Raw genomic sequence first — 24,419 nt, 5'->3', positions numbered from 1 at the left:
CCACCTGCACGCCGGTGCAGGTGGATGCTCGATAGATCCGGGGGTCGACGCGGCCCGCACAAGGTGCGGGCCGCACCCTCAAGCGATAGGTGCGACTGCTTACTTCTTGGCCGGCACCGGTGCGAGCACTTCATGCGAACCCGACGTGCGCTGCGCAGCCTTGTGCACCATCGTGTAGGCATAGTCCACGCCCATGCCGTACGCGCCCGAGTGCTCCTTGGCGATCGCCATGACGTCGTTGTACGTCTCTTTGTGCGCCCAATCGCGCTGCCATTCGAGCAGCACCTGTTGCCAGGTCATCGGCACCACGCCGGCCTGAATCATGCGCTGCATCGCGTAGTCGTGCGCGTCCTTCGACGTGCCGCCCGATGCGTCGGCGACCATGTAGATTTCGTAGTCGCCTTCGGCCATCGCGCACAGAGCGAAGGTGTTGTTGCACACTTCGGTCCACAGACCTGCGACCACCACCTTCTTGCGGCCGTTCGCAGCGAGCGAGTCACGGACCTTCTGGTCGTCCCACGAGTTCATGGACGAGCGCTCGAGGATCTTGTGACCCGGGAACACGTCCAGCAGCTCCGGATACGTGTAACCCGAGAAGCTTTCCGATTCCACCGTCGTGATCGTGGTCGGAATGTTGAACACCTTCGCAGCCTTCGCGAGGCCGACGACGTTGTTCTTGAGGACCTGACGGTCGATGGACTGGACCCCGAACGCCATTTGCGGCTGGTGGTCGATGAAGATGATCTGCGAGTTGGCAGGCGTGAGAACTTCGAGTTTCGGATTTGCCATGGCTATGTACGTCCTGGAGAATGAGTGAACACGGGCCACATACCGCACTTAACGGGAGTGCGGGAAGAGCTGGAATTCATTCTATCGACGGCCTTCTAAAGAGTCCTTTCCGGAAACCTTAATAGTTCTTAAAAATCGATTACCGAACACCGGACCCCGACTCATCCCGACCCGGCCCCTCACCGCCGACGTCTCAGAACATTTCATATTTTCTGCAGGACTTTATGGGCGCTGCGTTTCTACACTGCGATCAGCGCAGTGACGAACGCAAACCATATATGACTCCGCCATGATCGAAGCAACCCAAGCGGGCCCGTTGCCGTTCAGCCTTCGGGCGAGGTGTGAAGCCGTGCTTCTAGAAACTGAACGAGCGCGCGCACTTTGCTGGAGTGCCGGCGATTGGGCAAATAGGCGGCATAGACAACTGCATCACCTCGATGAGGGCTCGCCTCGAAGGTTTCGAACAGACGCATCAGGCGCCCTGCGCGAATCTCCGCGCCGACCAGCCATTCGGGCAGCAACGCAATGCCGCATCCCGCCATCACGGCCTCGAGCAGCATGTCCAGACTGTTCGATAACAGATGGCCGCGCACCTCGACGCACTGCTCGGCGCCGTCCTGGCGAAAAGCCCAGATCTGCCGGGTGCGGTAGCCGCCGCCATACGCGACACGCAGGCACTGGTGGGTTTCGAGCGCTTGCGGTGTTTCCGGCGTGCCGCTGCGCTCGAGGTAGTCGTGGCTTGCCACCACGTAGCGTGGATTGTCCGCGAGCTTTCTGACGATCAGATTCGCGTCACGATCAGGCCGCCCGATCCGGATCGCGAGGTCGATGCGGTCGAGCGCGAGATCGGCAAAGTTATCGGCCACGACGACGTCGAGAAAGACGCGCGGATGGGCGGCAAGAAGGGCCGCCAGCTGCGGCGCGAGCCGCAGGCGGTTGTAGGTGGACGGCACCGAAATTCTGAACGAGCCGACCGGCGACGCGCCGCTGTCGAAGACGCTCTCGTCCGCCTCGGCCAGATCGTCGAGCACCTTGCTGACCTGCTCGACGTAGGCAATGCCGGCGTCCGTGAGGCTGACCTTGCGCGGCGTGCGGGTCAGCAGTGCGGTGCCGAGGGAGCTCTCCAGCGAATCCATCAGACGCGTAATCGATGAGGTGGCGACCCCGAGACGTTGTGCGGCCTTTGAGAAACCGCCGGCGTCGGCCACTTCCAGCAACGTATTCAGGGCGAGGAGTTTGTCCATGGCTGGCCTTATCGATCGTTTGATTGCGCACAACGCAACGCCGAGTTGCATTCTAGACCAATTCTATAAATTCAACGCAACGCATAAGCTACATTCATTGCCAAATCTGCTGTCCGCCGCCGGCAATCAGGAGATCGACGCGGCAAGCTGATGACCGATCTGGGCATTTCACTCGGCAACCGGTTGATGAACGTAGCCCGCTAACGTCCGCCCTTTATTTTTTACTCAAGGAGTTCACATGTCACCTCAGGCATCCACCACGGCGGGCGGCAAAGGCCACCCCGGCCACCTCGGCCACGTCAAGATGACGCGCAGTCTGATCGCGCTGTTCGCGTTCTGCTGCGGCGCAATCGTCGCGAACCTGTACTACGCGCAACCGATCACCGAACTGATCGCACCGGACATTCACATGTCCGGCAATACCGCCAGCATGATCGTTTCGCTCACGCAGATCGGCTACGCATTCGGCCTGTTCTTTCTCGTGCCGCTCGGCGACCTGCTGGAGAACCGCAAGCTGATGATCACCACCGCGCTCGTCTCGATCGCGAGTCTCGGCGCGGCGGCTTTCGCGCAGCAGCCGGGCTGGTTCCTCGCGATCTCCCTGCTGGTCGGCTTCAGCTCCGTGGCCGTGCAGATACTGATCCCGCTCGCCGCGCACCTCGCGCCGGACGAGTCGCGCGGCAAGGTGGTCGGCACCATCATGAGCGGCCTGCTGCTCGGCATTCTGCTGTCGCGTCCGCTCTCGAGCCTCGTGGCCGGGCACTTCGGCTGGCGCGCGGTGTTCGGTTCCGCAGCCGTGCTGATGGCGATCGTCACCAGCGTGCTGGCGCTGACCATTCCGTCGCGCCAGCCGGAACACAAGGCCACCTACTTCCAGCTGATCGGCTCGCTCGGCCATCTGGTCCGCACCATGCCGGTTCTGCGCCACCGCTCGTTCTATCAGGGGCTGATGTTCGCTTCGTTCAGCCTGTTCTGGACCGCGATCCCGGTCGAGTTGACGCGCCATTACGGACTCTCGCAAACCGCCATCGCCGTCTTTGCGCTGGTCGGGGCGATCGGCGCAACCTCCGCACCGGTGGCCGGACACCTGGCCGATGCGGGCCACACGGTGCGCGCGACGCTGATTGCGCTCGTGGTGGGCGCCATCGCCTACCTGCCGGCGTTGATCCATCCGGCGTGGGGTGTGGCCGGGCTCGTCGTGACCGGCATCGTGCTCGATTTCGGCGTGCAGATGAACATGGTGCTCGGCCAGCGTGAAATCTACGCGTTGCATGCGGCGAGCCGAAACCGTCTGAACGCGCTGTATATGACCAGCATCTTCGTCGGCGGCGCCTTCGGTTCCGCGCTCGCCAGCCCGCTTTATGAACACGGCGGCTGGCCGCTGGTCGCCTGTGTCGCTACAGCCTTCCCGCTGATCGCACTGGCGCACTACCTCGCGATTGGCCGTGCGCACGCGGCCAGCATCGCTTAAATGCATCTTTGCCCGGGCAGCGCGCTGTCCGGGTGTTCCCGAGTTTCCCCGCGTTTTCCCCTTAATAACATTTCAGAGTGGATTCAGGAAATTCCATGACGTTGGCGATACGCTGGTCGGCATCGTCATTTATCACATAGTCATTTATCGGAATGACGCACGGGGTCACGCGCCCGTGTTCTTTAAATCAGATCTTCTCGACCAGGTGCTGGAATGACTCGCAAGTCCCGATTGCTCGCGGTGGGCGGTGCGCTCATCGTGGCCGCGGCGATCGTCGCCGCCTTGCTGATGTGGCGACCCGCCATCGCCCCGATCAGCCCGCCGGCGGCATCGTCGTTCGACACGCAGACGAAGCTCGCCGGCGCGCGCGTGGTGGCGCTCGGCGACTGTATCGTGTGCCACACCGCGAAGGGCGGCCAGCCGTTCGCGGGAGGCCTGCCGCTCGCCACGCCGTTCGGCACCATTTACGCGACCAACATCACGCCCGACGTCGAAACCGGCATCGGCAGCTGGTCGCTCGAAGCCTTCACGCGTGCGGTGCGCTACGGCGTCTCCCGCGACGGCCACCTGCTGTACCCCGCGTTTCCTTATATTCACTTCACGCGCATGTCCGATGGCGACATTGCGGCGGCCTACGCGTATCTGATGTCGCGCGAGCCGGTCAACGCGGTCGCGCCGCCGAACGACCTGATTTTTCCGCTGAACTTCCGGCCGCCGCTGGCCTTCTGGAACATTCTGTTCCTGCGCTCCGGCGAGCGCGCCGCGGATACCACGCAAGACGCCGAGTGGAATCGCGGCAAGCTGCTGGTGGACGGCCTCGGTCATTGCGCCTCGTGCCATTCGCCGCTCAATGCGATTGGCGGCGAAAAGACGGGACATGCGCTCGACGGCGGTATCGTCGACGGTTGGGAAGCTCCGCCGCTCAATGCACTCGGTGCGGCGCCGAAGCCCTGGACCAAGGAACAGCTCGTGATGTATCTGCGCAGCGGCCGGGCCAGCGAACATGGCGCCGCGGCCGGTCCGATGCTGCCGGTCACGCGCGACCTCGCCACGGTGCCTGAAGAAGACGTGCAGGCGATCGCCACTTACCTTCTGTCGATTCAGAAACCGCAACCGGCCACCTTGAACGCCGCCGCGGGCAGCGCGGATCACGCCGATCCGTCGCCCGCGGCGCAACGCGGCGCGGTCCTGTTCGCCGCCTCATGCGCGCAGTGCCATGGCCCCGCCGCACCGATGCAATCGATCGGCGAGCGGCCCACGCTCGCGTTCAGCACCGCCGTCAACGCAAGCACCCCACGCAACGCCGCCCAGATGATTCTCAGCGGCAACGGCTGGCACGGCGAGGACCGCATGAACTATATGCCCGCCTTCAGCGAAATCTACAGCGACCAGGAAATCGCCGACCTCGTGTACTACATTCGCGCGACCTATTCGCAGCGCGGCGAGTGGAAGGACGTCGAGGAGATGGTGGCCAAGGTCAGAAAGGAGAACAACGCGCGATGATCAACCTTACCGTCAATGGCGTGAAGCATGCGCTGGATATTGATCCGTCGACGCCGCTGCTTTACGCACTGCGCAACGACCTGCATCTGCACGGCGCCAAGTTCGGCTGCGGCCTTGGACAATGCGGCGCGTGCACGGTGATCGTGGGCGATCAGCCCGCATTTTCCTGTCTCATGCCCGTGTCGTCGATCGGCAACCGCCCTGTGCGCACGATCGAGAGTCTCGGCACCGTCGAGCACCCAGGCCCGCTGCAGAAGTCGTTCATCGAGCATCAGGCGGCGCAATGCGGCTATTGCATCGCCGGCATGATCATGCGCGCCCAGGCGCTGCTCGAACGCAATCCGCGGCCGACCGAAACCGAGCTGCGCGAGCACATGGAGCCGAATCTTTGCCGTTGCGGCACGCACATGCGCATCCTCGCCGCGATCCGCAAGGTGGCGAACCTGCCGGCGCCGGACGCTGCCGCCGCTTCTCAGTCCGCTTCACAGCCTGCTTCTCAGCCTGTTTCGCATCAAGGCACGGCGACTCACGGAGGCACGCAATGAGCGTCAAAGAAGACGATATCAACGAGGGACGCCGCCGCTTCATGATGTCCGGCGCGCTGGTGGTGAGCTTCAGCCTGTTCCCCGGCATCAAGGCGATGGCCCAGGAAGTGATTGCCGACGAAGGCGCTGCGGTCCACGTCGCCAAAGAAACCCAGACGCTCGCGGGCAGCCTGAAGACCAATCCGTTCCTCGACGCCTGGATCAAGATCGATCCCGCAGGCAAAGTGACCGTCTACACCGGCAAGGTGGAACTCGGCACCGGCGTGCGCACTGCCCTGCTGCAGATCGCCGCCGAAGAACTGAACATGGCGCCCTCGCTGATCACGTTCCTGACCGCCGATACCGGCGCCTCGCCAGACGAGGGACTGACGGCCGGCAGCCACACCATTGTCGACAGCGGCAGCGCCTTGCTGAACGCATCCGCCCAGGTGCGCGGCCTGCTCGTCGATGCGGCGGCCAAACACTTCGGCGTCGACAGCAGCGTGCTGATCGTTCAGGACGCCGTCATCAAGGCACCCGACGGCCGCACGATGACCTACGGCGAGGCCGTCGGTGCGGTGGATCTGCATCGCATGGCGACGCCGGTCTCGCCGCTGAAAGATCCCGCGAAGTTCGTCACGATTGGCACCTCGCTGCCGCGCCTGGATATTCCGGGCAAGGTGACCGGCGGCGCGAGCTACGTGCAGGACATGTCGATGCCCGGCATGCTGCACGCGCGCGTGGTGCTGCCGCCGGTTTATGCTGCGAAGCTGCTGCAGACCAATACGCCCGAGATTCTAAAGATGCCCGGCGTGGTCAAGGTGATCAAGGACGGCAGCATGCTGGCGGTGGTCGCCAAAGGCGAATGGCAGGCGGTGCAGGCGCAACGCGCGCTGGCCGCGGGCAGCGAGTGGAGCCCCGGGCGCAAGCTGCCCGACCCGGCTGATGTGCACCGCGACCTGAAGACGATTTCCACGCAGCACATCGAGATCGCCAACACACACAACGCGGCCGGCGCGCCCGTCAGAACGCTGAGCGCGAAGTACTCCAAGCACTACATGTTGCACGGCTCGATCGGGCCGTCCTGTTCGGTCGCGCAGTTCAAGGACGGCACCATGACAGTCTGGACGCACTCGCAAGGCGTCTATCCGCTGCGCGATGCGCTCGCGGAGATGCTGTCAATGCCGAAAGAGAATGTGCGCTGCGTTCACGTCGAAGGATCAGGCTGCTACGGCCACAACGCAGCGGACGACGCGGCGACGCACGCCGCCCTGATCGCTCGTGAAATGCCGGGCCAGCCGATTCGCGTGCAGTGGATGCGCGAGCAGGAACACACCTGGGACCACTTCACACCTGCTATGGTCACCGAGGTGAGCGCGTCGCTCGACGCCGGCGGCAACATCGTCAACTGGGACTACGCGCTGTGGAGCAGCTCGCACAACGAGCGGATCGTGAACGCGGGGCGGCTCCTTCCGGCGCAAATGCTGGAGAAACCGTTCGTGCCGGCGCCGTCGACGCCAATGGTGCAGCCCGAAGGCGGCGGCGACCGCAACGCGATTCCGCTGTACGCGTTCCCCAATATGCACGTGATGAACAACTTCTCGCCGACCATGCCGCTGCAAACGTCGGCCATGCGCTCGCTCGGCGCGCACATGAACGTCTACACGATCGAGACGTTCATGGATGAACTGAGCGCCGCGGCCGGCGCCGACCCGGTCGCGTTCCGGCTCAAGCATATGCAGGATCCGCGGGCGCGCGACGTGATCAAGCTCGCGGCCGAGAAATTCGGCTGGCCGCGCGCCGCGCGCAAGGCGAATCACGGCGTCGGCTTTGCGTTCGGCAAGTACAAGAACCTGATGTCGTATGTCGCGATAGCCGTGGAGATTTCCGTGGTGCGCGAGACGGGCCAGGTGATTCTCGAACACGCGGAAGTGGCGGTCGACGCGGGGCAGATCGTCTCCCCCGACGGCATCCGCAACCAGATCGAGGGGGGCGTGATTCAGTCCGCCAGCTGGACGCTCTATGAGGAATTGCAGTTCGACACGACGCGAATCCGCAGCTTCGACTGGAGCAACTATCCGATCCTGCGGTATTCCGCCGTGCCGCGCAGTTTGAATGTGCATCTGATCAACCGGCCGGGTGCACCCTTTCTTGGAGCGGCCGAAGCGTCGATGGGCCCGACCGCCGGCGCGCTCGGCAACGCGTTGTTCGATGCGACCGGCAAGCGCCTGCGCGACATGCCCCTGGGCGGGGAAAACCTGCGCCGGCAGATCGACGTATAGTGAGTGCGTACTCCTTAAAAGGCGAGGCCCCAGCACGGAGCCGGGGCCTCGCCTGAATCACGAAGCACTATTTCTCCTGCGAATCCGCCATATTTTCATTATCAGCGCATAAAGAGCGACTGCCACGATCAGGTCTATAGCCGTCATTGCACCGATGTAAAGCAGTTCATAATCGGCCACTCCGAGCTTATCGGAGATTTCGATCAATATTTGCTGCTGCTCCAGGGTCATGGGTAACGGGTAGGTGTGAACATACCGAACCGATAGAAAAAATAAAGTGAAGAAGATAAATAACTTGCAAAGCCTACGGGCAAGTGTCACCAATTGTCGTTACCTCGATCCATCCGTAAGCACGTATCCCTGAATTGCCGGCTGGAACAGTCGGTGTATGCAGGAGCGCTTGCCGGAGCCTTCTAAAATCCGCGACGCTTGTCAGGGTGACGCATCCGAATGAAATCCCGGCCCCGCTAGCAGGATGCAATCGGAAGTTACCGCGCTTGACGCCGCTTACCCAGGTCCAATCATCAATCTGGCCGTCATCCCGATAGAGAGCAAACCACTCATCATGATGAGATGGACTTCCGCGGACAGCATTCCATGCATCCTTGACCGATGTCTCCAATCGAGAACCGATTCCGCCACTCGGTCGCGCCACTATCCAATACTTCCCGGCAGGTAATGGTCCTTTTCCTACGACCGCCGTACACCCGCCCCGGTTGCGATAAATGTCATCCCCCGAGAACGCAGGGAACGCCCCTGCACCGTAACGGATCCTTTGATATCTGCCCCACCATCGTCTTTGAGTCACATGTATGCTGGAATTGGCACTTGCTGATCCTTGCGTTGAATTGCATAGTCCAGAGGCCCATTGCGCCTCTGCCTCTACGACAGGCCTGATAATAATTGACTTTTGTACTCCGAATTTTTATATAAAGTCTTTTCGATAAGATGTCCTAAGACCTCACCAACATCCGGCCGCTAACCGCAAGCGCTCTGCGCTCCACGCTTTCTGACATCAGCCTCGACAATCGCAGTCGTTTTTGGGCAACTACCCCTTTTAACTCAGCGCAGCCACATTACAACCAGCGCGTTCCAGTTGCCGGCTCACTGAAAAATGCTTGCGAATCAGCGATACTGCTATATAACTTTATTTTCCTTCAATACTTCGTCGCCCACCAACGTAACGCCTCTACAAGGAGCTAGTCAGTGATCATCGATCTATCGGGCAAGACTGCCATTGTCAGTGCATCCACGGCGGGCATTGGTCTCGCGATCGCCACGGGAATCGCCGCGGCCGGTGCGGACACCGTTATCAATGGACGTAAGCAGGACGCGGTGGACCGCGCCATCGACAGCATTCGCAAGACGGTTCCCGCCGCCAAACTACGCGGTTTCGCCGGCGACCTCAGCACGCGCGAGGGCTCCGACGCGCTGGCGAAAGCCGTGCCGCAAACGGATATTCTCGTGAACAATCTGGGCGTGTTCGGCCCCGGCGACCTCTTCACCACCACCGACGACGACTGGGAGCGCTATTTCCAGGTCAACGTGATGTCCGGCGTCAGGCTGACGCGCGGCTATCTCGAAGGGATGATCGCGCGCAAATGGGGACGCGTCGTGTTCATCTCGTCGGAGTCGGGGCTGAACATTCCGCCCGATATGCTCGCGTACGGCTTCTCGAAGACCGCGCAATTGAGCGTCGCGCGCGGCATCGCGAAACAGGTCGCCGGCACGGGCGTGACCGTGAATGCCGTGCTGCCCGGCCCCACGTTGTCAGACGGCTTCCGCGCGATGGTGGAAGAGACGGCGAAGGCACAAGGCAAAACCGTCGAACAGGTCGGCATCGACTTCGTGCGCGCGCACCGCCGCAGTTCGATCATCCAGCGGCCGGCCAGCACCGAGGAAATCGCCAACATGGTCGTGTATGTGTGTTCGCAGCAGGCTTCTGCGACCACGGGCGCGGCGCTGCGGGTGGACGGCGGCGTGGTGGATACGATTGCTTGAAGATGTGACAAAAGCGCGTGAGGGGAGGAGCGCACCAACGTGCGCTCCCGCCTTCAGAAACTCGTCCGCAAACCCACCCGCGCGAGCGTCTGCGACCGGTTGCTCGCCGCGCCGTCCGGCTGCAGCAACCCGTTGATCCACGCTCGCGTCACGGCCGCGTCACCACTCGCTCGCTGATAAATCGCTTCGACGTAAGCGACCGTTCGCTTCGAGAAGGCGTATTGCACCGCCGTGGTGATCTGCTGCGCCTTGTTGTCCAGCAGCACGTCGTTGCCCTTCATGTACGTGTAGTCGAGACCGAGCGTCCACGGCCCGGAGATGGTCCACGACGCGCCGCCCTTGTACACGTCGATCTTAGCGCCGCTGGCCGTGTTCTTCGTGTTCGTGTACAGCAGCATGGCCAGCACGCTGCCGAAGTTATAGTGCGCGCCCACGCCGAAATTGCGGATGCTGTCGTGGCCGTTGCCCAGTTGCGGATACTTCACGTCCACATACGCCGCACCCACGCCGAAGGGACCATGCGCATAGTTCGCGCCGAAGCTCATCGTCGAGTCCGAGGAGAACGAACCGGGCACGCCGCCGAATCCATAGAGCGCGCCAAACGTGAACCCGGCAATATCCGGGCTGCGATATTTGACCGAGTTCGCCACGCGCGTGGCGCCGGCCATGCGGTCGAAATCGAATGAGCCGGTCGGATTGTTCGGCACGCCCAGCGCGGCAAACGGCCCCTGGCGGAAATCGTAAATGCCGCCAAACAGGAACGCGCCGTCATACAGTCCGAGTGTCAGCGTCTCGAACATGAAGTCGTACTGATTGCCGAACAGCAGCGAGCCGAAGCGGTCATTGGTGAGTCCGACCAGCGCCGTGCGGTTAAAAATCTGCCCCGCGCCCGGAATCGTCGCGCCGTTACCCAGATCGAATTGCGACGTCAGTTCGAAAACCGCCTTGTTTCCGCCACCCAGGTCTTCACTGCCTTTGAAGGTCAGCAAATCCGGCGACAGCACGCCGCTGTCGAACAGCGTCGCGGCGCCTCCGTGCTGGTTGTTGACGTACGTTACGCCCGCATCGATCACGCCTTGCAGGGTCACGCTGCTTTGCGCGCCGGCTGTGCCTGGCACAATCGCCGGTGCGATGCATGCAAACGTGCAGCCCGCCATCGCCAGCCGCCTCGGCCTGGTTCCTTTCATGTCTATCTCCTTCAGTCGTTATTGAATATCTGTCGTCGTTCGATGCGGATGGCGACCGCAGTAAGCGCCGCACCCTCGCACGGTCCATCGACGCACATGCCGTCTTCGAAACGGAACATCGCGCTGTGATGCGCGCACATCAGCAATTCGGCGTCGTAGGCCCAGAACGTGTTCGGTTCGTAGTTGAGCGGAATCGAAAAGTGCGGACACATGTTGCGGTAGGCCCATGCGTTCTCTCCGCGGCGCAGAATCACGACGCCGGGTGCGCCTGGCTGGTCAGCGGGAATTTCAAGCGCGCCGCCGTCGGGAATGTCGTCGAGCGCGCACAGGAAACCCGCCTGCGGTTCAGGACTCGCCTCGTTCATGGCCGGCCTCATGCGCGGTGGGGAGCGGAAGGCGCATCGACTGAATCCGTCGCCGCGTCGTGCTGCGCGGTTGGCTGTGAAGCGCCCGCATCGGCAAATACGACGCGCCGTCCCACCGGAAACAGTTGCAACCCGTAGCGGCGCGAGACGAAGCCCCACAGCCCTTGCGGAAAGAACATCGTCACGACGATGGCAAGCGCGCCGAGTCCGATCAGATACCAGGTGCCGAAATCGGACAGGAACTGGTTCAGCACGAAGAAAATCAGCGCGCCGACAATCGGCCCTTCGAGCGTGCCCAGGCCGCCGATCATCACGATGAAAATACCGAACGCGGTCCAGTTCACCGAGAACGCGGCGTCCGGCGAGATACGCAGGTTGCCGACGAAATACAGACCACCGGCGAGCGCCGTGCCGCACGCGGACAGCAGATAAACGAGCAGCCGCGCCCGCTTCACATCGACGCCCTGGCTGCCGGCCGCCACCGCGCTATCGCGCATCGCCGTCAATGCGAGACCGGCCCTCGAGCGCAGGAACAGATACAACAAGCCGATCGCCGCCGCGACAATCGCCAAAGCAAGCCATAGCGTCAGCGATTCGCGCAGTGCGCGCGGCACGTCCTGCAAGGCGGTCAGGCTCGTGCCCGAGCCGCCGCCGAGCACCGCCACGTTCGCCACTGTCAGCCGGAACACTTCCGCGATCACCCATGTGCCGATGGCGAAGTAGCCGCCTTCCAGCCGGAACGCCACCATCGACACCGGAACCGCCACCACCGTGGCTATGGCCGCCGCGATCGGCACCGCGATGAACGGCGAGACGCCGCAATAGTTGGCGAGAATCAGCATCCCATAGCCACCGATCCCAAAGAACGCCTGCTGGCCGATCGACACCATCCCGCCATAGCCCGCCAGCAGATTCCACATCAGCGCGAACACCAGATACGACGCGAGCTGCACGAAGTCGCGCATCGCATCGCGCCCCGCCCACCATGGCGCGCTCGCCACCGCCAGCGCGACGATCAGCAGCACGATCATCGCCACGCGGCTCGCACGGGTCGCGCGCCGCACTTCAAAGCCCCCTGCGGGCCGGTTCATTTGCATCGTCATGTCGAACCCCTATGCGGTTTTGGGCAGCAAGCCCTGCGGCCGCGCAACCAGCACGCCGAGAAACACCACGTGGCCAAGCCAGATACCCCAGCCGGGATCAAAGTAGAAACCCACCTGCTGCGCCACACCGAGCGCCATGCCGCCGACGAAGGTGCCCCAGAACGAGCCCATCCCGCCGATGATCACCGCCTCGAAGGCGTACAGCAGGAGCGCCGGGCCATCGGTCGGCGAGACCGCGGTGCGCATCGAATACAGCGCGGCGGCGACCGCGATCAGCACGAACGCGATGCCCATGGCCAGCGCGTAGGTGCGCCGGTACGAGACGCCCATCAGCTGGACGATCTCGCGATCGTCCGAGGTGGCGCGAAACGCGCGGCCAAGCGGCGTGCGGCCGAACAGCCACTGCATCGCGAAGGCGAGCGCAACCGTCGCCGCCAGCGTGACGAGCGGCAGATAGCCCAGCGTGATGCCGCCCGCGAGCGTGATGCTCTGCGACTCGAAGCTGCCGGTTGCAATCGACCGCGGGTCCGCGGAGAACACCTGTTGCAGCACGTTCTGGATCACGATCGACAAGCCGAACGTGACGATCAGCGAAGGCAGCGGATCGCGGCTGCTGACCCGGTTGAGGATCGAGTACTGCACCGCATAGCCAGCGCCGAACGCGACTGCCAGCAGCAGAACCAGCGACACGGCGAGCGGCAGATGCGCGTAGTTCGTCAACGCGAACAGCACGAACACCAGCAGCACGATGAAGTCGCCATGCGCTGTGTTGGTGAGGCGCATCACCCCGAACACCAGCGATTGCCCCATCGCGAAGAGCCCGTACAGCGCGCCGAGCAGCACGCCCTGGACGACGATATTGATGAACGTGTTCATGCGGCGACTCCAAAATAGGCCTGCGTGATCGCCTCGTCCGACACCTCGGCCGATACACCCGAGAGCGACACCCGCCCTTCCTGGAGGCAATAGAAACGCGACGACACGCGCCGTGCCAGTTGCACGTCCTGCTCGACGATGATCGCGCTCATGCCACCGGCAACGATCGCGGGCAACGCGGCGTAAATCTCGCGCACGATTACGGGTGCGAGGCCGAGCGAGAGTTCGTCGCACATCAGCAGATCGGGATTGCTCATCAGCGCGCGGCCGATCGCGACCATCTGCTGCTGCCCGCCCGACAACGCGGTGCCCGCATGGTGACGGCGCTCCCGCAAGGCCGGGAACAACTCATAGACGCTCTGCAGATTCCAGCGGCCCGGCCGTTTGGAGAACGCGCCGAGCAGCAGGTTTTCTTCGACGCTCAGGCTCGCGAACAGACGCCGTCCCTCTGGCACCAGCGCAATGCCTTTGCCGACGATGCGCGGCGCGGACGCGCCGCCGATCGGCTCGCCGCGATAGAGAATTTGCTCCGGGGCACGCGGGCGCAGCAGGCCCGCCACCGATTTCAGAAAGGTCGATTTGCCCGCGCCGTTCGAGCCGATCAGCGCGATCACCTCGCCGGGCGCGATCGTCACGTCGATGCCGAACAGCGCCTGAAAGTCGCCGTAGAACGCGCTCAACGCGCGGGTTTCGAGTAATGCCGACATGGTCAGGCCTCCAGTCCGAGGTACACGCGCCGCACTTCGGGGTCGTCCATCACGGCGGCGGGCAGGCCTTCGGCAAGCCGTTTGCCGAAGTTGATGACGAGCAGCCGGTCGGCCACCGCGAGCAGCGCATGCACGACGTGTTCGATCCACACGATCGTCACGCCCGCCTCCTTGACGCGGCGAATCTCGTCAACGAGTTCGTGCGTTTCAGGTTCGGTCAATCCGCCCGCTATTTCATCGAGAAGCAATAGTTGCGGCCGCGTGGCCAACGCGCGGGCCAGTTCCAGCCGCTTGCGGTCCAGCAGCCCCAGCGTGCCGGCCAACTGGTTAGCGCGCGCTTTGAGACCCGTGCGCTCGAGCACATCCATGCAGACGTCGTAGGCGGCGTGCTCGGCCAGCTCGCCGCCGAAGGTCGCGCCCACCAGCAGGTTTTCGAATACCGTCATGCCGCCGAACGGCCGCGGCACCTGATACGAGCGGCCGATCCCCGCCGCGCAGCGCCGATGCGGCGGCAAGTGGTTCACATCCGCGCCGTCGAATTCGACGCTGCCCTGATCGGGCCGCACGTCGCCGCTGACCAGGTTGAACAGCGTGGTTTTGCCGGCGCCGTTCGGGCCGAGAATGCCGTACGTTTCGCCGCGTTCGACCGCGAAGCTGATGTCGTCGGTCACCTGCAGCGCGCCATAGCGCTTCGACACGCCGGTTAATCTGAGAACTGGGTTCATCGCCGCTCTCCGTCAGGCGTTCACGCGATCAGCTTGAGCGGGCCCGACGGCGGCACGCCCGGCGCGAGCTGGTTGTTGACGATGGCCAGATCGAAGGGATGCTTCTGCCCTTTCACCCACTGGCCGCCGACGAGCGGCGTTTTCGCGACGTTCTTCACCGGCCCGCTGCCCCAGGCGACATGGCCGACCAGGGTATCGAGCTTCGTCGATGCCACGGCGTCGCGGATCGCCTCGTTCGAGTCGATGTCTTTAGCGCGCTTTAGTGAATCGACGGCGATTTCGAACAGCGCGTGCGCGAAACCGATCGGCTGGGTCCATTGCTTCGACGTGACGCGCTCGTAGTCGTCGGCGACTTGCCGTGCGCTTTGCCCCGTCAACGACGACTTGAACGGATGCGACGGCGACCACCACACCTCGGTGGAGAGTCCGTCGCCGAGATCACCGAGCGCTTCGATCGAGGTCGGAAACAGCAGTGCCTTGCCGATCGAGATGACCTTAGGCTTCAAACCCTGCTGACGCGCCTGCACGAGGAAGTTCTTCGCATCGGGCGGAATCACGACGCCCGTGACGATCTGCGCATTCGCCTGCTTGAACGACGAGATCTGCGCGGAGAAGTCCTGCGTCATGCTCTGGAAGCGGCCCGGGTCCTTCAGCGCAAAACCCTTCTGCGCAAGCACCGGCGGAAAGCCGAGCTTCGCGTCGCCCCAGGCGTTGCCGTCGCCGTCGTTCGGAAACAGGCCGCCCACGCTGTGATTGGTCTGCACCGATTGCCACATGCCGGTGAAGACGGTAATCACATCTTCCAGCCCCCAGAAGAAGTGATACGTGAAGCGGAAACCTTTCTTCGGATCGCCTTTTCTGCCGAAGAACCACGGCTGCCACGGCACCACCGTCGACACGCACGGCGTCTCGTTCAGCTCGCACATGTCACTCACCGGATTCGCCGTTTCGGGCGTGCCGGACACGAGCATGATGTCGATCTTGTCCTTCAGGATGAGATCGTTGGCGACTTCGCCGGCGCGATTCGGATTCGACTGGCTGTCCTTGACGACGATGGATACCGGATAGGTCTTGCCGCCGATCACGATGCCGTTCTTCAGCGCCGTTTGCATCTGCTGGATCGTGTAGCGGTCTGCTTCGCCGAACGGTGCGAGCGGACCGGTTTGCGGCGACACGTAGCCGATTTTCAGCGTGCGCGGGCCGGAGGCGAAAACGAGCGGCGAGAACGCCGAGGTTGACGCGGCGAGCGCGCCGCCCGCCGCGAGTGTGACGAAGCGGCGGCGCTTCGCATCGAAGGAATAGGTGTCCATGGCTGTCTCCAGAATTTTTTTGTATGAGTGGGGGCGTTCGCGCTATTCCGGCCGCTTGCCTTCGTAGGCAGCTTCCAGCAGCGCTCGCAGCGGTATTCGCTCGACCGGTCGCGGATTCCAGTACGGATTCTTTAGTGCGAGATCGAGCGCGACGTCGAGATCGGCCTCGCTCAGACCGATGTCTTTCAGCGCGGTCGGCGCGCCGTGATCGCGCGCGAGATCGAATACGCCCTGGGCGGCGTCGTCGGCATGCAGCGCGCGCGCCACACGCTTCATCGCCTCGGGCGCGGCCTCGCGGTTATAGGCAAGCACGTGCGGCAGCACGATGGTGTGCGCTTCCGCGTGCGGCAGATTGAAGGTGCCGCCGAGCGTATGGCACAGCTTGTGATGCAAGGCCATGCCGACGTTGCCGAGGACCGCGCCGCACAGCCATGCGCCATACAGGCAGTCACCGCGTGCCGCGAGATCGCCGGGCTGCCGCATCACGCGCGGCAAACCCTGGCCGAGCGCACGGATCCCTTCTTCCGCCATCAGCGAGATGACCGGATTCGTGTCCTGTGCGTAGAGTCCTTCGGCCGCGTGCGCGATGGCGTTGATGCCGCTTGTCAGCGACAACCCGGCCGGCAGCGATGTCGTCAATGACGGGTCGTAGATCACCGTCTTCGGCAACACGCGCGGATCGCGGCCGGTCTTCTTGACGCCGCCTTCGGTCAGACCGTAAATCGGCGTCATTTCCGAACCGGCGTAGGTGGTCGGAATCGCGATGATCGGCAGCGACGATTCAAGCGCGATGGCCTTGCCGAGTCCGGTCGTCGAGCCGCCGCCTAGCGCGATCGCGCAATCGGCGCCGACCTGTGTGGCAAAGTCGCGGGCCGCGCGGGCGGTGTCGATCGGCACGTGCATCACGGCTTCGGCGTAGACACCCGCCGCCCGCGAACCCAGGCTTGCCGCCAGCGCTTCGGCCTGGGGCCGCTGCTGCGGCGTGGAGAGCACGATCGCCCGCTTCGCGCCGAGCAAACCTATCTCGCGATCAATCTGGTCGAGGCTGCCCGCGCCGAAGATCACGCGGGACGGCAAGCCGTTATAGATGAACGAGTCCATGACGGATCAGCGCGGGTAATAAGGCGGAATCTGCGCATCCACGTTGACCCAGATCGATTTGGGCTGCGTGTATTCGCGCATCGCTTCGAAACCCATCTCGCGGCCATAGCCGCTCGCGCCGACACCGCCGAATGGCGACCCGGGGCTCACGCGCTTGTAGCAGTTGACCCACACCATGCCGGCGCGAATCTCGCGCGCCACCAGATGCGCGCGTTGCAAATCGCGTGTCCAGAGACCCGCGCCGAGACCGTATTCGGTGCCGTTGGCGATGGCCAGCGCTTCTTCGTCGGTGCGGAATGTGGTGACGGTCATGAACGGCCCGAACACTTCTTCCTGCGAGACGCGATGCTCCGGTTTCGCTTCGACGATAGTCGGCTCGACATAGCAGCCGTTGGCCAGCGCGGCATCGGACGGCGCCTTGCCGCCTGCCAGCACGCGGCCACCCTGCTCGCGTGCGACGTCGACGAACGACAGCACGCGGTCGCGATGCTGACGCGAAGTCAGCGGGCCCATTTCGGTCAGCGGATCGAGCGGGTTGCCGATCCGGATCGTGCAGCTCAATGCGCTGAACTTTTCGAGCACTTCGTCGGCGATCGATTCATGCACGATCATGCGCGAGCCGGCAATGCACGCCTGCCCCTGGTTGTGGAAGATCGCGAAGGCGGAGCCTTGCACGACGGCATCGATATTCGCGTCGCCGAACACGATGTTGGCGCCCTTGCCGCCCAGTTCGAGCTGCACCTTCTTCAGATTGCCGCTCGACGCTTGCACGATCTTGCGGCCCACCGCGGTCGAGCCGGTGAAGGCGACCTTGCTGATCTCTGGATGCTCGGCAATATACTGACCGGCCACATGACCCAGGCCCGGCAGAATATTCACGACGCCCTCGGGAAAGCCCACTTCCGCCATCAGTTCCGCGATGGCAAGACTCGACAGCGGCGTGAGTTCGGCGGGCTTCATGATCACGCAATTGCCCGCGGCGAGCGCGGGCGCCATCTTCCAGCTCGTGAACATCAGCGGGAAATTCCACGGCACCACCTGCCCGACAATGCCGACCGGCTCGCGCGTCATGTAGTTCAGGAAGCCCTGCTCGACCGGGATCACCGAGCCTTCGAACTTGTCGGCCATGCCGCCGAAATAGCGGAACGTCGCCGCCGTGCGCGGCACATCGAGATTGCGCGTGTCGCGAATCGGGTGGCCGGTATCGAGTGATTCGAGACGCGCGAGCGCATCGGCGTTCGCTTCGATCGCGTCGGCGAGCTTGAGCAGCAGGCGCCCCCGCTCCGCCGCGGCGAGATTGCTCCACTTCGGAAACGCCGCCTTCGCTGCCGCCACGGCGCGATCGACATCGGCGGGTCCGGCCATCGCCACTTCGGCGATCACGGAATTGTCGTGCGGGTTGAGGGAAGCGAGCGTCTCGCCGTTCGCGGCCGGCACGAAACGGCCGCCGATGAAGAGTTGCGTTTGCATGTCAGTCCTGTGCAGGTAAAAACGGGGCGTGAGTTTCCCCGCGGCGCCAGCGGTCTGGCGCCGTTCGAACGACTATCGGGGGAATGCCGCGGCGTTACATCTGGATCGGATACGGCGGGAGTTCGCCGCTTTCGTAACGCTTGGGCAGATCAGGCGTGGCGTTCTCCCACACCAGCAGCATCGAACGCTTCTGCGAGTAACCCTTGTGACGGATGTCGGCCGGCATGGCGGCGATATCGCCCGCGTTCATCGTGATGCGGGCGCGCGGCTCGCCGGTGTCCTTGTCGGCGACGTCCCAGATGATCTGGTCGGACAGTTGCAGGAACCACTCGACGCGGTCGTTGCCATGGAACACCGGCAGCACGAATTCCTCGGTGGTCGGACAGAACAGGCTCTGCTGGCAGACCGACGTGACCGACGGATTCCACGTCACGTCCGAGCGCGACAGGTACTTGAAGAGGCTGAACGCATGCAACGCGCCCTCGAAGCCGGGCTCGGCGTGAATCTCGGGTTCGTCCTGGCCGACGTCGGCGAACTGGCGGTTGACCGGCAAGTCGTCGCGCAACGGCGAGTCGCCTTCGAGGCCCGGCATGCGTTTGGTGGCAATACGCGTACGCTCGATCGCGGCGATGTTGTCGCCATGCTTCGTGCCGAACGCGGAGCCGGTTTCTTCAGGCGCGGCAAACGGATCGAAGCCTTCGTTGACCCAGTCGCGCAGAATCGCCTTGAAGGTCGCCATGATGAGCGGCGTGTCGAACTGCTGCATATGATCGACGCCCGCGTCCTTGAAGCTTGCGTTGTACGCACCGGCGTACATGTCGACCTTGCCGTAGTGATTGCGCGTGCCGATCACTTCGTCGAAATTGACCCAGCCGTAGAAGAAGCCCCACGCCACGTCGCGCATCATGGCGCGCAGGAAGTCGTCGGCGTGCATCTGGTGCGAGCGGATCTGGCCTTTCGCCGGCCATTTGACGGTGGCGAAATACGCGTCGCGGCTGAATTCGAAATCGCCGAGGCGGAACGTGCGATATCCGGTCACCGCGTCGGCCTCGCTCGCGGTGATGTTTTGCAGGGTGCTGGCTGTGTTCATGATGAGCTCCGGGAGAGGATCGGTCGGGTAGCGGGTGTCAGTGGATGCAGATGTCGGCCCACTTCTCGACCGAATAGCGTCCGAGAATCGTCTGCACGAGCAGCACGCCCTTGGTCCTCGCTTCGAAGCGATACGCGGCGCCCGCCGGCAGCAGCGCCTGATGGCCGCGACGCAGCCGCACATAACCCATCGACTGGCCGGACGGCTGACCTTCGAGCCGCACGCTGCCTTCGGTCTGCGCGTCGATGAGCGCGCCGTCCGACGGCTTGATGAAATAGATGTCGATCTCGCCGTCGAGCGCAACCGCGAATTCATCGTGCGAGGCGGTGAACCACGGCGACGAACCTTCCGCGCGCAGCGTCTCGATCACGTACTTGAGATTCTTGCCGACGACGATTTTTTCGTAGGGCGCCGCGCGGCTCGCCACGTCGAACACATTCGACATGGCGTAATGCTCCGGCTTGCCCTTGATGATTTCGATGGAGCCTTTGCGGAAATTATCCAGGCTGCCGAACCAGGTCTCTTGCATGTCTGCCTCCAGTTGATCTATGAATCCAAGATTGCGTTTGCTTGGATCGAAGATTAAGTGGCGGCAGGCGCAACAGCAATGTTCTGAGGGTCGGGAAACGCGAACCATAGGTGCTGCAAATTCGCGCCAGGGAAACTACCTGGTGGAGAACCCCGAGGGCTCTCCCGCAGTGCTCATTCTTCGCTCAGTCTTCGGCCAGCTCCTCGCCGACGCTTTTGGTCTCGTCGTCCGGCGGCGCAATGCCGAGCGCCCTGTCCCACTGCGGCTCGCGCAGCTAACGGGCGCGCAGGAAGTCGACGAAAGCCTTGACCTTGGTGGTCGAGCGGTGCGACGCGGGATAGACCGCCGAAAGCCATAACGGCGGCGCCGCGTACTCCGGCAGCACTCTTTCGAGGCGCCGTTCGAGGAGATCGGCCGCGGCAACCATGGTCGGCAGATAGACGACGCCCGCACCGGCCCGTGCGAATTCGAGCAGCAGGTGCACGCTGTTGGTTTTGAGCACGGGATTCAAGGCGATTTCGAAGCACTCGTTGCCGCGCATCAGCGGCCACTTGTCGCCCCAAGGGTAGTACGAATAGCGGGCGAAATCGTGCCGCAACAGGTCGAGCGGCGTTTCGATCACCGGCTCTTCCTTCAGATAACCCGGCGCGGCGCACAACACGCCACGCACGGGAAAGAGACGCCGTTCCACCAGCAGATTCGACGCCGGCGGATAGATCTGCAAGGCCAGATCGAAGCCTTCCTGCACCGGATCGATCACCCGGTCGTTGACCGTCACGACGAATTCGACGCGTGGGTAAGCCTCGCGGAATTCGATCAGCGTTTGCGAAAAATGGCCCAGCGCGAAGCCCGGCAGAACGTGAATGTTGAGCGTGCCGGCGAGCGCCTGCGGATCGCCGCGCGAACGGCCGGACAGATCGTGGACCTTGTTGACCAGCTCGGCGCATTCGCGATAGTACGTTTCACCGAGTTCCGACAGGCGCACCGCTCGCGTGGAACGATGAAAGAGCGGCACACCGAAATGGTCTTCGAGTTGCTTGACGCGCGAGGTCACCACGGATTTGGCAACGCCCAACTGGCGTGCGGCGCCCGCAAAGCTCTGTGCCTCCGCGGCCCGCACGAAGGCCTCCATCGACATGAACAGATCCATCCTGTCTCCTGTGATCGTTATGTTTGCAGCCCGTTCTTCCCGATCAAAGTGTAATCCGTTTCAGGACCATGGCTGCAAAGCGAATGCGCGCGCTTAGTAGCCCACTTAGCGGCCCACTGAGCAGCCCGCACGTTCAGCAGAATTTATGTTTTGCTCAGGACTTTTAAGGCCGCCCTGCGGCATGATCGGCCGGCAGTATCCGTATTCCTGAAGCAACCATTCCATGCCTTACGATCCGTTTTCGCCACCGTGCGCACGTGATCGTGAAGGTGGAATCGCAATACTGAGGTAACCAGCCATGAAGGCCGAGTCCACATCCACGTGGCGCCTGCCAGGGGCGATCTGCGCAACCCTGCTCGGCGTGGCGTTTTTCTTCGTCATCATCGGCGTGTTCGGTTTGCCCGCGTCGATCATCGCGCTCGCACTGTTCGTCGCGCTAGCCGTGACGATCTCCCGGCGCCCACAAACCGAACGGAAGCAGCCGTGAACCTCGATCCCGCCATCCTCGCGCGCGTTCAGTTCGCGTTCACCGTCAGCTTCCACATTATTTTCCCGACGATCTCGATCGGGCTCGCCGCCTTTCTGGCGATCATGGAAGGCCTGTGGCTGAAAACCAAAGACCCGCTCTATCTGCAGATCTACCGCTTCTGGCTCGGCATCTTCGCGATGGGCTTCGGTGTCGGCGTGGTCACCGGAATCGTGCTCTCGTTCGAATTCGGTCTTGGCTTCGCCAGGTTCGGGCAGATGGCAGGCCCGGCAATCGGCCCGATGATCGGACTGGAAGTGCTGACCTCCTTTTTCCTCGAAGCCGGGTTCCTCGGCATCATGCTGTTCGGCTTCAACCGCGTCGGACCGAAACTGCACTTCCTCGCCACCTGCATGGTTGCCCTTGGCACGCTACTGTCGGCCTCGTGGATTCTGTCGGCCAATAGCTGGATGCAAACGCCTGACGGCGTGGTGGTCGAACATGGCCGGGTCGTGGTCACCGACTGGCTGAAGGTGATCGTCAACCCATCGTGGCCGTACCGCCTGCCGCACATGCTGATGGCGGCCTATATCACCGGCTCGTTCCTCGTGGCCGGGGTCGGCGCCTGGTATCTGCTGCGCGGCGAACACGAAGCATTCGGACGCCGGACGGTCTCGATCGGCCTCACCTTTGCCACTATCCTGATCGGCTGCCAGGTCTTCGTCGGCGACATGCTGTACGGGAAAATGCTCGAGTATCAGCCGGCCAAGATGCAGGCTGCCGAAGGCTTCTGGGAAAAACAGTCGCAATCGCCCGCACCCTACTACTGGTTCATCATTCCCGATCAGCAGAATCAGCGTAATCGCTTCGCGCTCGGCACGCCCTACCTGGGCAGCATCTGGCTCACGCATAGCCTGAACGGCCGGGTCGAAGGATTGACCAACACGCCACGCGACCGGCAGCCGCTCATGGGCTGGGTCTTCTACGGCTTTCGCACGATGTACGGCCTTGCCATCATCATGTTCGGCGTCTGTATTGCATCGCTGTGGCTGCGCTGGCAAGGCCGGCTCTTCAACACACGCTGGTTCCTGCGAACGCTGGTGGTGATGGCGCCATCCGGCGTGATCGCGACGCTCGGCGGATGGTATCTCGCGGAGACCGGGCGCCAGCCCTGGGTGATCTACAACATCCTGCGCACGGCCGACGCCGTCTCGCCGGTCCCGGCAGGCGTGCTGCTGTCGACGCTGATCGCGTTCGTCTGCATCTACGCGCTCTTCATGACGGCGTTCCTGATCTTCACCTTCCGCATGATCCGCCGCGGCCCTCAGGCGGCACAGTCCGAACCGGCGGCCACCGGCTCGCTCAAGCATGCGCTCAAGCCGGCAGTGATGGACGACCCTGCCGGCCGCAACCCGGCCCACGTGGAGTAGCCCGTCATGACCCTGCCGCTGCTCTCCGCGCTGTTCACCGCCTTTGCATTGTCGCTGTACGTGCTGCTCGACGGCTTCGACCTGGGCGTGGGCGCCCTCCTGCTTGGGCAAGCCGACGAACGGCTGCGCGACCGCATGGTCGATTCGATCATGCCCACCTGGGACGGCAACGAGACCTGGCTGATCATGGCCGGCGTCGCGCTGCTCGCCGCGTTCCCCATTGCCTACGGCGTGCTGCTGCCGGCGTTCTATATCCCGCTGATCGTCATGCTGCTGGCGCTGGGACTACGTGGCGTCTCGTTCGAATTCCGCTATCAGATCGAGCAGGGGCGACGCTTCTGGGACGCGGCATTCGGCGTGGGCTCGATCGTGGCCGCGCTCATGCAGGGGCTGATTGTCGGCGGACTCATCCAGGGCGTAAGCGTCAACGGCGACGCCTTTGGCGGCAGCGTCTTCGATGTGTTCCGGCCCTTCCCGGCGCTGACCGCGATCACGGTGTTCGCGGGTTATGTCGTCCTCGGCGCGGGCTGGCTGCATCTGAAGGCAACCGCGGCATTGCGTGCCCACGCCGAGCGCAGCCTGCGTCTGGCCCTGCCGGTCTTCGTGTGCCTCGCCGCCGCAACCTGCGCCGCCGCGGCGTGGGTTCAACCCGGCATACGCGCCGCGTGGACCGCGCATACGTTCGCCCTCGTGGTGATCGCGGTTCTCTTTCTCGGTGTGAGCGCCGCCCTGCTGCGCGCAATTGGCGGCCGCACAGACGGACGCCCATTCTGTCTGGCGCTGGCGCTCTTCGTGCTCGGCGTGGCGGGGCTGGGTGTCGGTATCTTTCCGGACATCGTGCCGTTTCGCCTCACGCTCTGGGCCGCGGCATCGTCGACCCTCAGCCATGTCTTCCTGTTGATCGGTGCAGCGGTTGTCACGCCGGTCGTCCTCGCTTATTCTGCGTTCGCGTACCGCACCTTTCGCGGCAAGACGCCCGAGAAGGGATGGGAAGCATGAGTCCGCGCAGCCGCCGGCTGTGCTGGTTCGGCGGTCTCTATCTGGCGGCCGTCGCCACGCTGCTCCTCGTCAGCGCGGCGATGCATGCCGTCTTGCG

The 24,419-nt window shown here is 63.4% G+C and carries 25 protein-coding genes; 9 read left to right on the top strand and 16 right to left on the bottom strand.

Annotation, left to right across the window (positions count from 1 at the left end; genetic code table 11):
• Window positions 1-99: 99 nt before the first annotated feature.
• Both A6V37_RS17155 and A6V37_RS17150 read right to left on the bottom strand, forming a co-directional pair.
• Window positions 100-789, bottom strand: a complete 690-nt coding sequence (locus A6V37_RS17155; protein WP_064270429.1) for a hydrolase — start codon at window positions 787-789, stop codon at window positions 100-102.
• A gap of 323 nt (window positions 790-1,112) precedes the next feature.
• A complete protein-coding gene (locus A6V37_RS17150) occupies window positions 1,113-2,033 on the bottom strand; it encodes a LysR family transcriptional regulator (protein WP_082904859.1) in 921 nt (306 codons plus the stop codon).
• Here A6V37_RS17150 and A6V37_RS40760 point away from each other — a divergent pair.
• The 5 genes from A6V37_RS40760 (at window position 2,032) to A6V37_RS17130 (ending at window position 7,813) form a co-directional block, all read left to right on the top strand.
• Window positions 2,032-2,184 carry a hypothetical protein gene (locus tag A6V37_RS40760; protein WP_157447882.1) on the top strand — a complete coding sequence of 51 codons (153 nt, stop codon included), beginning with the start codon at window positions 2,032-2,034 and terminating at the stop codon, window positions 2,182-2,184. The two genes, A6V37_RS17150 and A6V37_RS40760, sit on opposite strands and share 2 nt — an antisense overlap.
• Before the next feature lie 87 nt (window positions 2,185-2,271).
• Entirely contained in the window at window positions 2,272-3,504 is a 1,233-nt protein-coding gene (locus A6V37_RS17145; RefSeq protein WP_425262282.1) for an MFS transporter, read from the top strand.
• A gap of 213 nt (window positions 3,505-3,717) precedes the next feature.
• A complete protein-coding gene (locus A6V37_RS17140; RefSeq protein ID WP_064270427.1) occupies window positions 3,718-5,007 on the top strand; it encodes a cytochrome c in 1,290 nt (429 codons plus the stop codon).
• Entirely contained in the window at window positions 5,004-5,552 is a 549-nt protein-coding gene (locus tag A6V37_RS17135; RefSeq protein ID WP_064270426.1) for a (2Fe-2S)-binding protein, read from the top strand. Before A6V37_RS17140 ends, A6V37_RS17135 begins: the two co-directional genes overlap by 4 nt.
• On the top strand, window positions 5,549-7,813 hold the full coding sequence (locus A6V37_RS17130) for a xanthine dehydrogenase family protein molybdopterin-binding subunit (RefSeq protein ID WP_064270425.1): 2,265 nt from the start codon (window positions 5,549-5,551) through the stop codon (window positions 7,811-7,813). The genes A6V37_RS17135 and A6V37_RS17130 overlap by 4 nt, the downstream gene beginning before the upstream one ends.
• A 57-nt stretch (window positions 7,814-7,870) precedes the next feature.
• Here the strand turns inward: A6V37_RS17130 and A6V37_RS17125 are convergent, their stop codons facing one another.
• Entirely contained in the window at window positions 7,871-8,044 is a 174-nt protein-coding gene (locus tag A6V37_RS17125) for a hypothetical protein (RefSeq protein WP_242665906.1), read from the bottom strand.
• Window positions 8,045-8,117: 73 nt separating this feature from the next.
• Entirely contained in the window at window positions 8,118-8,621 is a 504-nt protein-coding gene (locus A6V37_RS39235) for a DUF2778 domain-containing protein (protein WP_341272028.1), read from the bottom strand.
• A gap of 398 nt (window positions 8,622-9,019) precedes the next feature.
• Between A6V37_RS39235 and A6V37_RS17120 the strand changes: the two genes are divergently transcribed.
• Window positions 9,020-9,814, top strand: coding sequence for an SDR family NAD(P)-dependent oxidoreductase (locus A6V37_RS17120; protein ID WP_064270423.1), 795 nt, complete (start codon window positions 9,020-9,022; stop codon window positions 9,812-9,814).
• 53 nt (window positions 9,815-9,867) lie between these two features.
• Here A6V37_RS17120 and A6V37_RS17115 read toward each other — a convergent pair whose 3' ends face one another.
• The 12 genes from A6V37_RS17115 to A6V37_RS17060 form a co-directional block, all read right to left on the bottom strand.
• Entirely contained in the window at window positions 9,868-10,971 is a 1,104-nt protein-coding gene (locus A6V37_RS17115; RefSeq protein ID WP_064270422.1) for a porin, read from the bottom strand.
• 41 nt (window positions 10,972-11,012) lie between these two features.
• Complete coding sequence (locus A6V37_RS17110) at window positions 11,013-11,366, bottom strand: Rieske (2Fe-2S) protein (protein WP_064286151.1); 354 nt, start codon at window positions 11,364-11,366, stop codon at window positions 11,013-11,015.
• A gap of 8 nt (window positions 11,367-11,374) precedes the next feature.
• A complete protein-coding gene (locus A6V37_RS17105) occupies window positions 11,375-12,469 on the bottom strand; it encodes a branched-chain amino acid ABC transporter permease (protein WP_064286150.1) in 1,095 nt (364 codons plus the stop codon).
• 9 nt (window positions 12,470-12,478) lie between these two features.
• Window positions 12,479-13,345 carry a branched-chain amino acid ABC transporter permease gene (locus tag A6V37_RS17100; RefSeq protein WP_064270419.1) on the bottom strand — a complete coding sequence of 289 codons (867 nt, stop codon included), beginning with the start codon at window positions 13,343-13,345 and terminating at the stop codon, window positions 12,479-12,481.
• On the bottom strand, window positions 13,342-14,052 hold the full coding sequence (locus A6V37_RS17095) for an ABC transporter ATP-binding protein (protein WP_064270418.1): 711 nt from the start codon (window positions 14,050-14,052) through the stop codon (window positions 13,342-13,344). Before A6V37_RS17095 ends, A6V37_RS17100 begins: the two co-directional genes overlap by 4 nt.
• A 2-nt stretch (window positions 14,053-14,054) precedes the next feature.
• Window positions 14,055-14,777, bottom strand: coding sequence for an ABC transporter ATP-binding protein (locus A6V37_RS17090; RefSeq protein WP_064270417.1), 723 nt, complete (start codon window positions 14,775-14,777; stop codon window positions 14,055-14,057).
• A 20-nt stretch (window positions 14,778-14,797) separates the two neighbouring features.
• Complete coding sequence (locus A6V37_RS17085) at window positions 14,798-16,087, bottom strand: ABC transporter substrate-binding protein (protein ID WP_064286149.1); 1,290 nt, start codon at window positions 16,085-16,087, stop codon at window positions 14,798-14,800.
• Window positions 16,088-16,129: 42 nt separating this feature from the next.
• Window positions 16,130-17,188 carry a maleylacetate reductase gene (locus tag A6V37_RS17080; RefSeq protein ID WP_064270415.1) on the bottom strand — a complete coding sequence of 353 codons (1,059 nt, stop codon included), beginning with the start codon at window positions 17,186-17,188 and terminating at the stop codon, window positions 16,130-16,132.
• Window positions 17,189-17,194: 6 nt separating this feature from the next.
• Window positions 17,195-18,658, bottom strand: a complete 1,464-nt coding sequence (locus A6V37_RS17075; RefSeq protein WP_064270414.1) for an aldehyde dehydrogenase family protein — start codon at window positions 18,656-18,658, stop codon at window positions 17,195-17,197.
• Window positions 18,659-18,752: 94 nt separating this feature from the next.
• Entirely contained in the window at window positions 18,753-19,748 is a 996-nt protein-coding gene (locus tag A6V37_RS17070) for a hypothetical protein (RefSeq protein WP_064270413.1), read from the bottom strand.
• A 37-nt stretch (window positions 19,749-19,785) separates the two neighbouring features.
• Window positions 19,786-20,277: a cupin domain-containing protein gene (locus A6V37_RS17065; protein ID WP_064270412.1), complete on the bottom strand. Its 492-nt coding sequence runs from the start codon at window positions 20,275-20,277 to the stop codon at window positions 19,786-19,788.
• A gap of 274 nt (window positions 20,278-20,551) precedes the next feature.
• Complete coding sequence (locus A6V37_RS17060; protein ID WP_064286148.1) at window positions 20,552-21,427, bottom strand: LysR family transcriptional regulator; 876 nt, start codon at window positions 21,425-21,427, stop codon at window positions 20,552-20,554.
• Window positions 21,428-21,725: 298 nt separating this feature from the next.
• Between A6V37_RS17060 and A6V37_RS17055 the strand changes: the two genes are divergently transcribed.
• Genes A6V37_RS17055 through cydB form a run of 3 tightly spaced genes read left to right on the top strand, consistent with a single transcriptional unit; the run spans window position 21,726 to window position 24,322 of the window.
• On the top strand, window positions 21,726-21,914 hold the full coding sequence (locus A6V37_RS17055) for a hypothetical protein (protein WP_064270410.1): 189 nt from the start codon (window positions 21,726-21,728) through the stop codon (window positions 21,912-21,914).
• Window positions 21,911-23,323: a cytochrome ubiquinol oxidase subunit I gene (locus tag A6V37_RS17050; RefSeq protein WP_064270409.1), complete on the top strand. Its 1,413-nt coding sequence runs from the start codon at window positions 21,911-21,913 to the stop codon at window positions 23,321-23,323. Before A6V37_RS17055 ends, A6V37_RS17050 begins: the two co-directional genes overlap by 4 nt.
• A gap of 6 nt (window positions 23,324-23,329) precedes the next feature.
• Entirely contained in the window at window positions 23,330-24,322 is a 993-nt protein-coding gene (gene cydB / locus A6V37_RS17045) for a cytochrome d ubiquinol oxidase subunit II (RefSeq protein ID WP_064270408.1), read from the top strand.
• The last annotated feature ends 97 nt before the right edge of the window (window positions 24,323-24,419 follow it).

The sequence above is a fragment of the Paraburkholderia ginsengiterrae genome, from assembly GCF_001645125.1.
In the GTDB taxonomy this organism is placed as follows: Bacteria; Pseudomonadota; Gammaproteobacteria; order Burkholderiales; family Burkholderiaceae; genus Paraburkholderia; species Paraburkholderia ginsengiterrae.
Note: the sequence above shows the minus strand (reverse complement) of the source record. Positions and strands in the feature narration are given on the sequence as shown.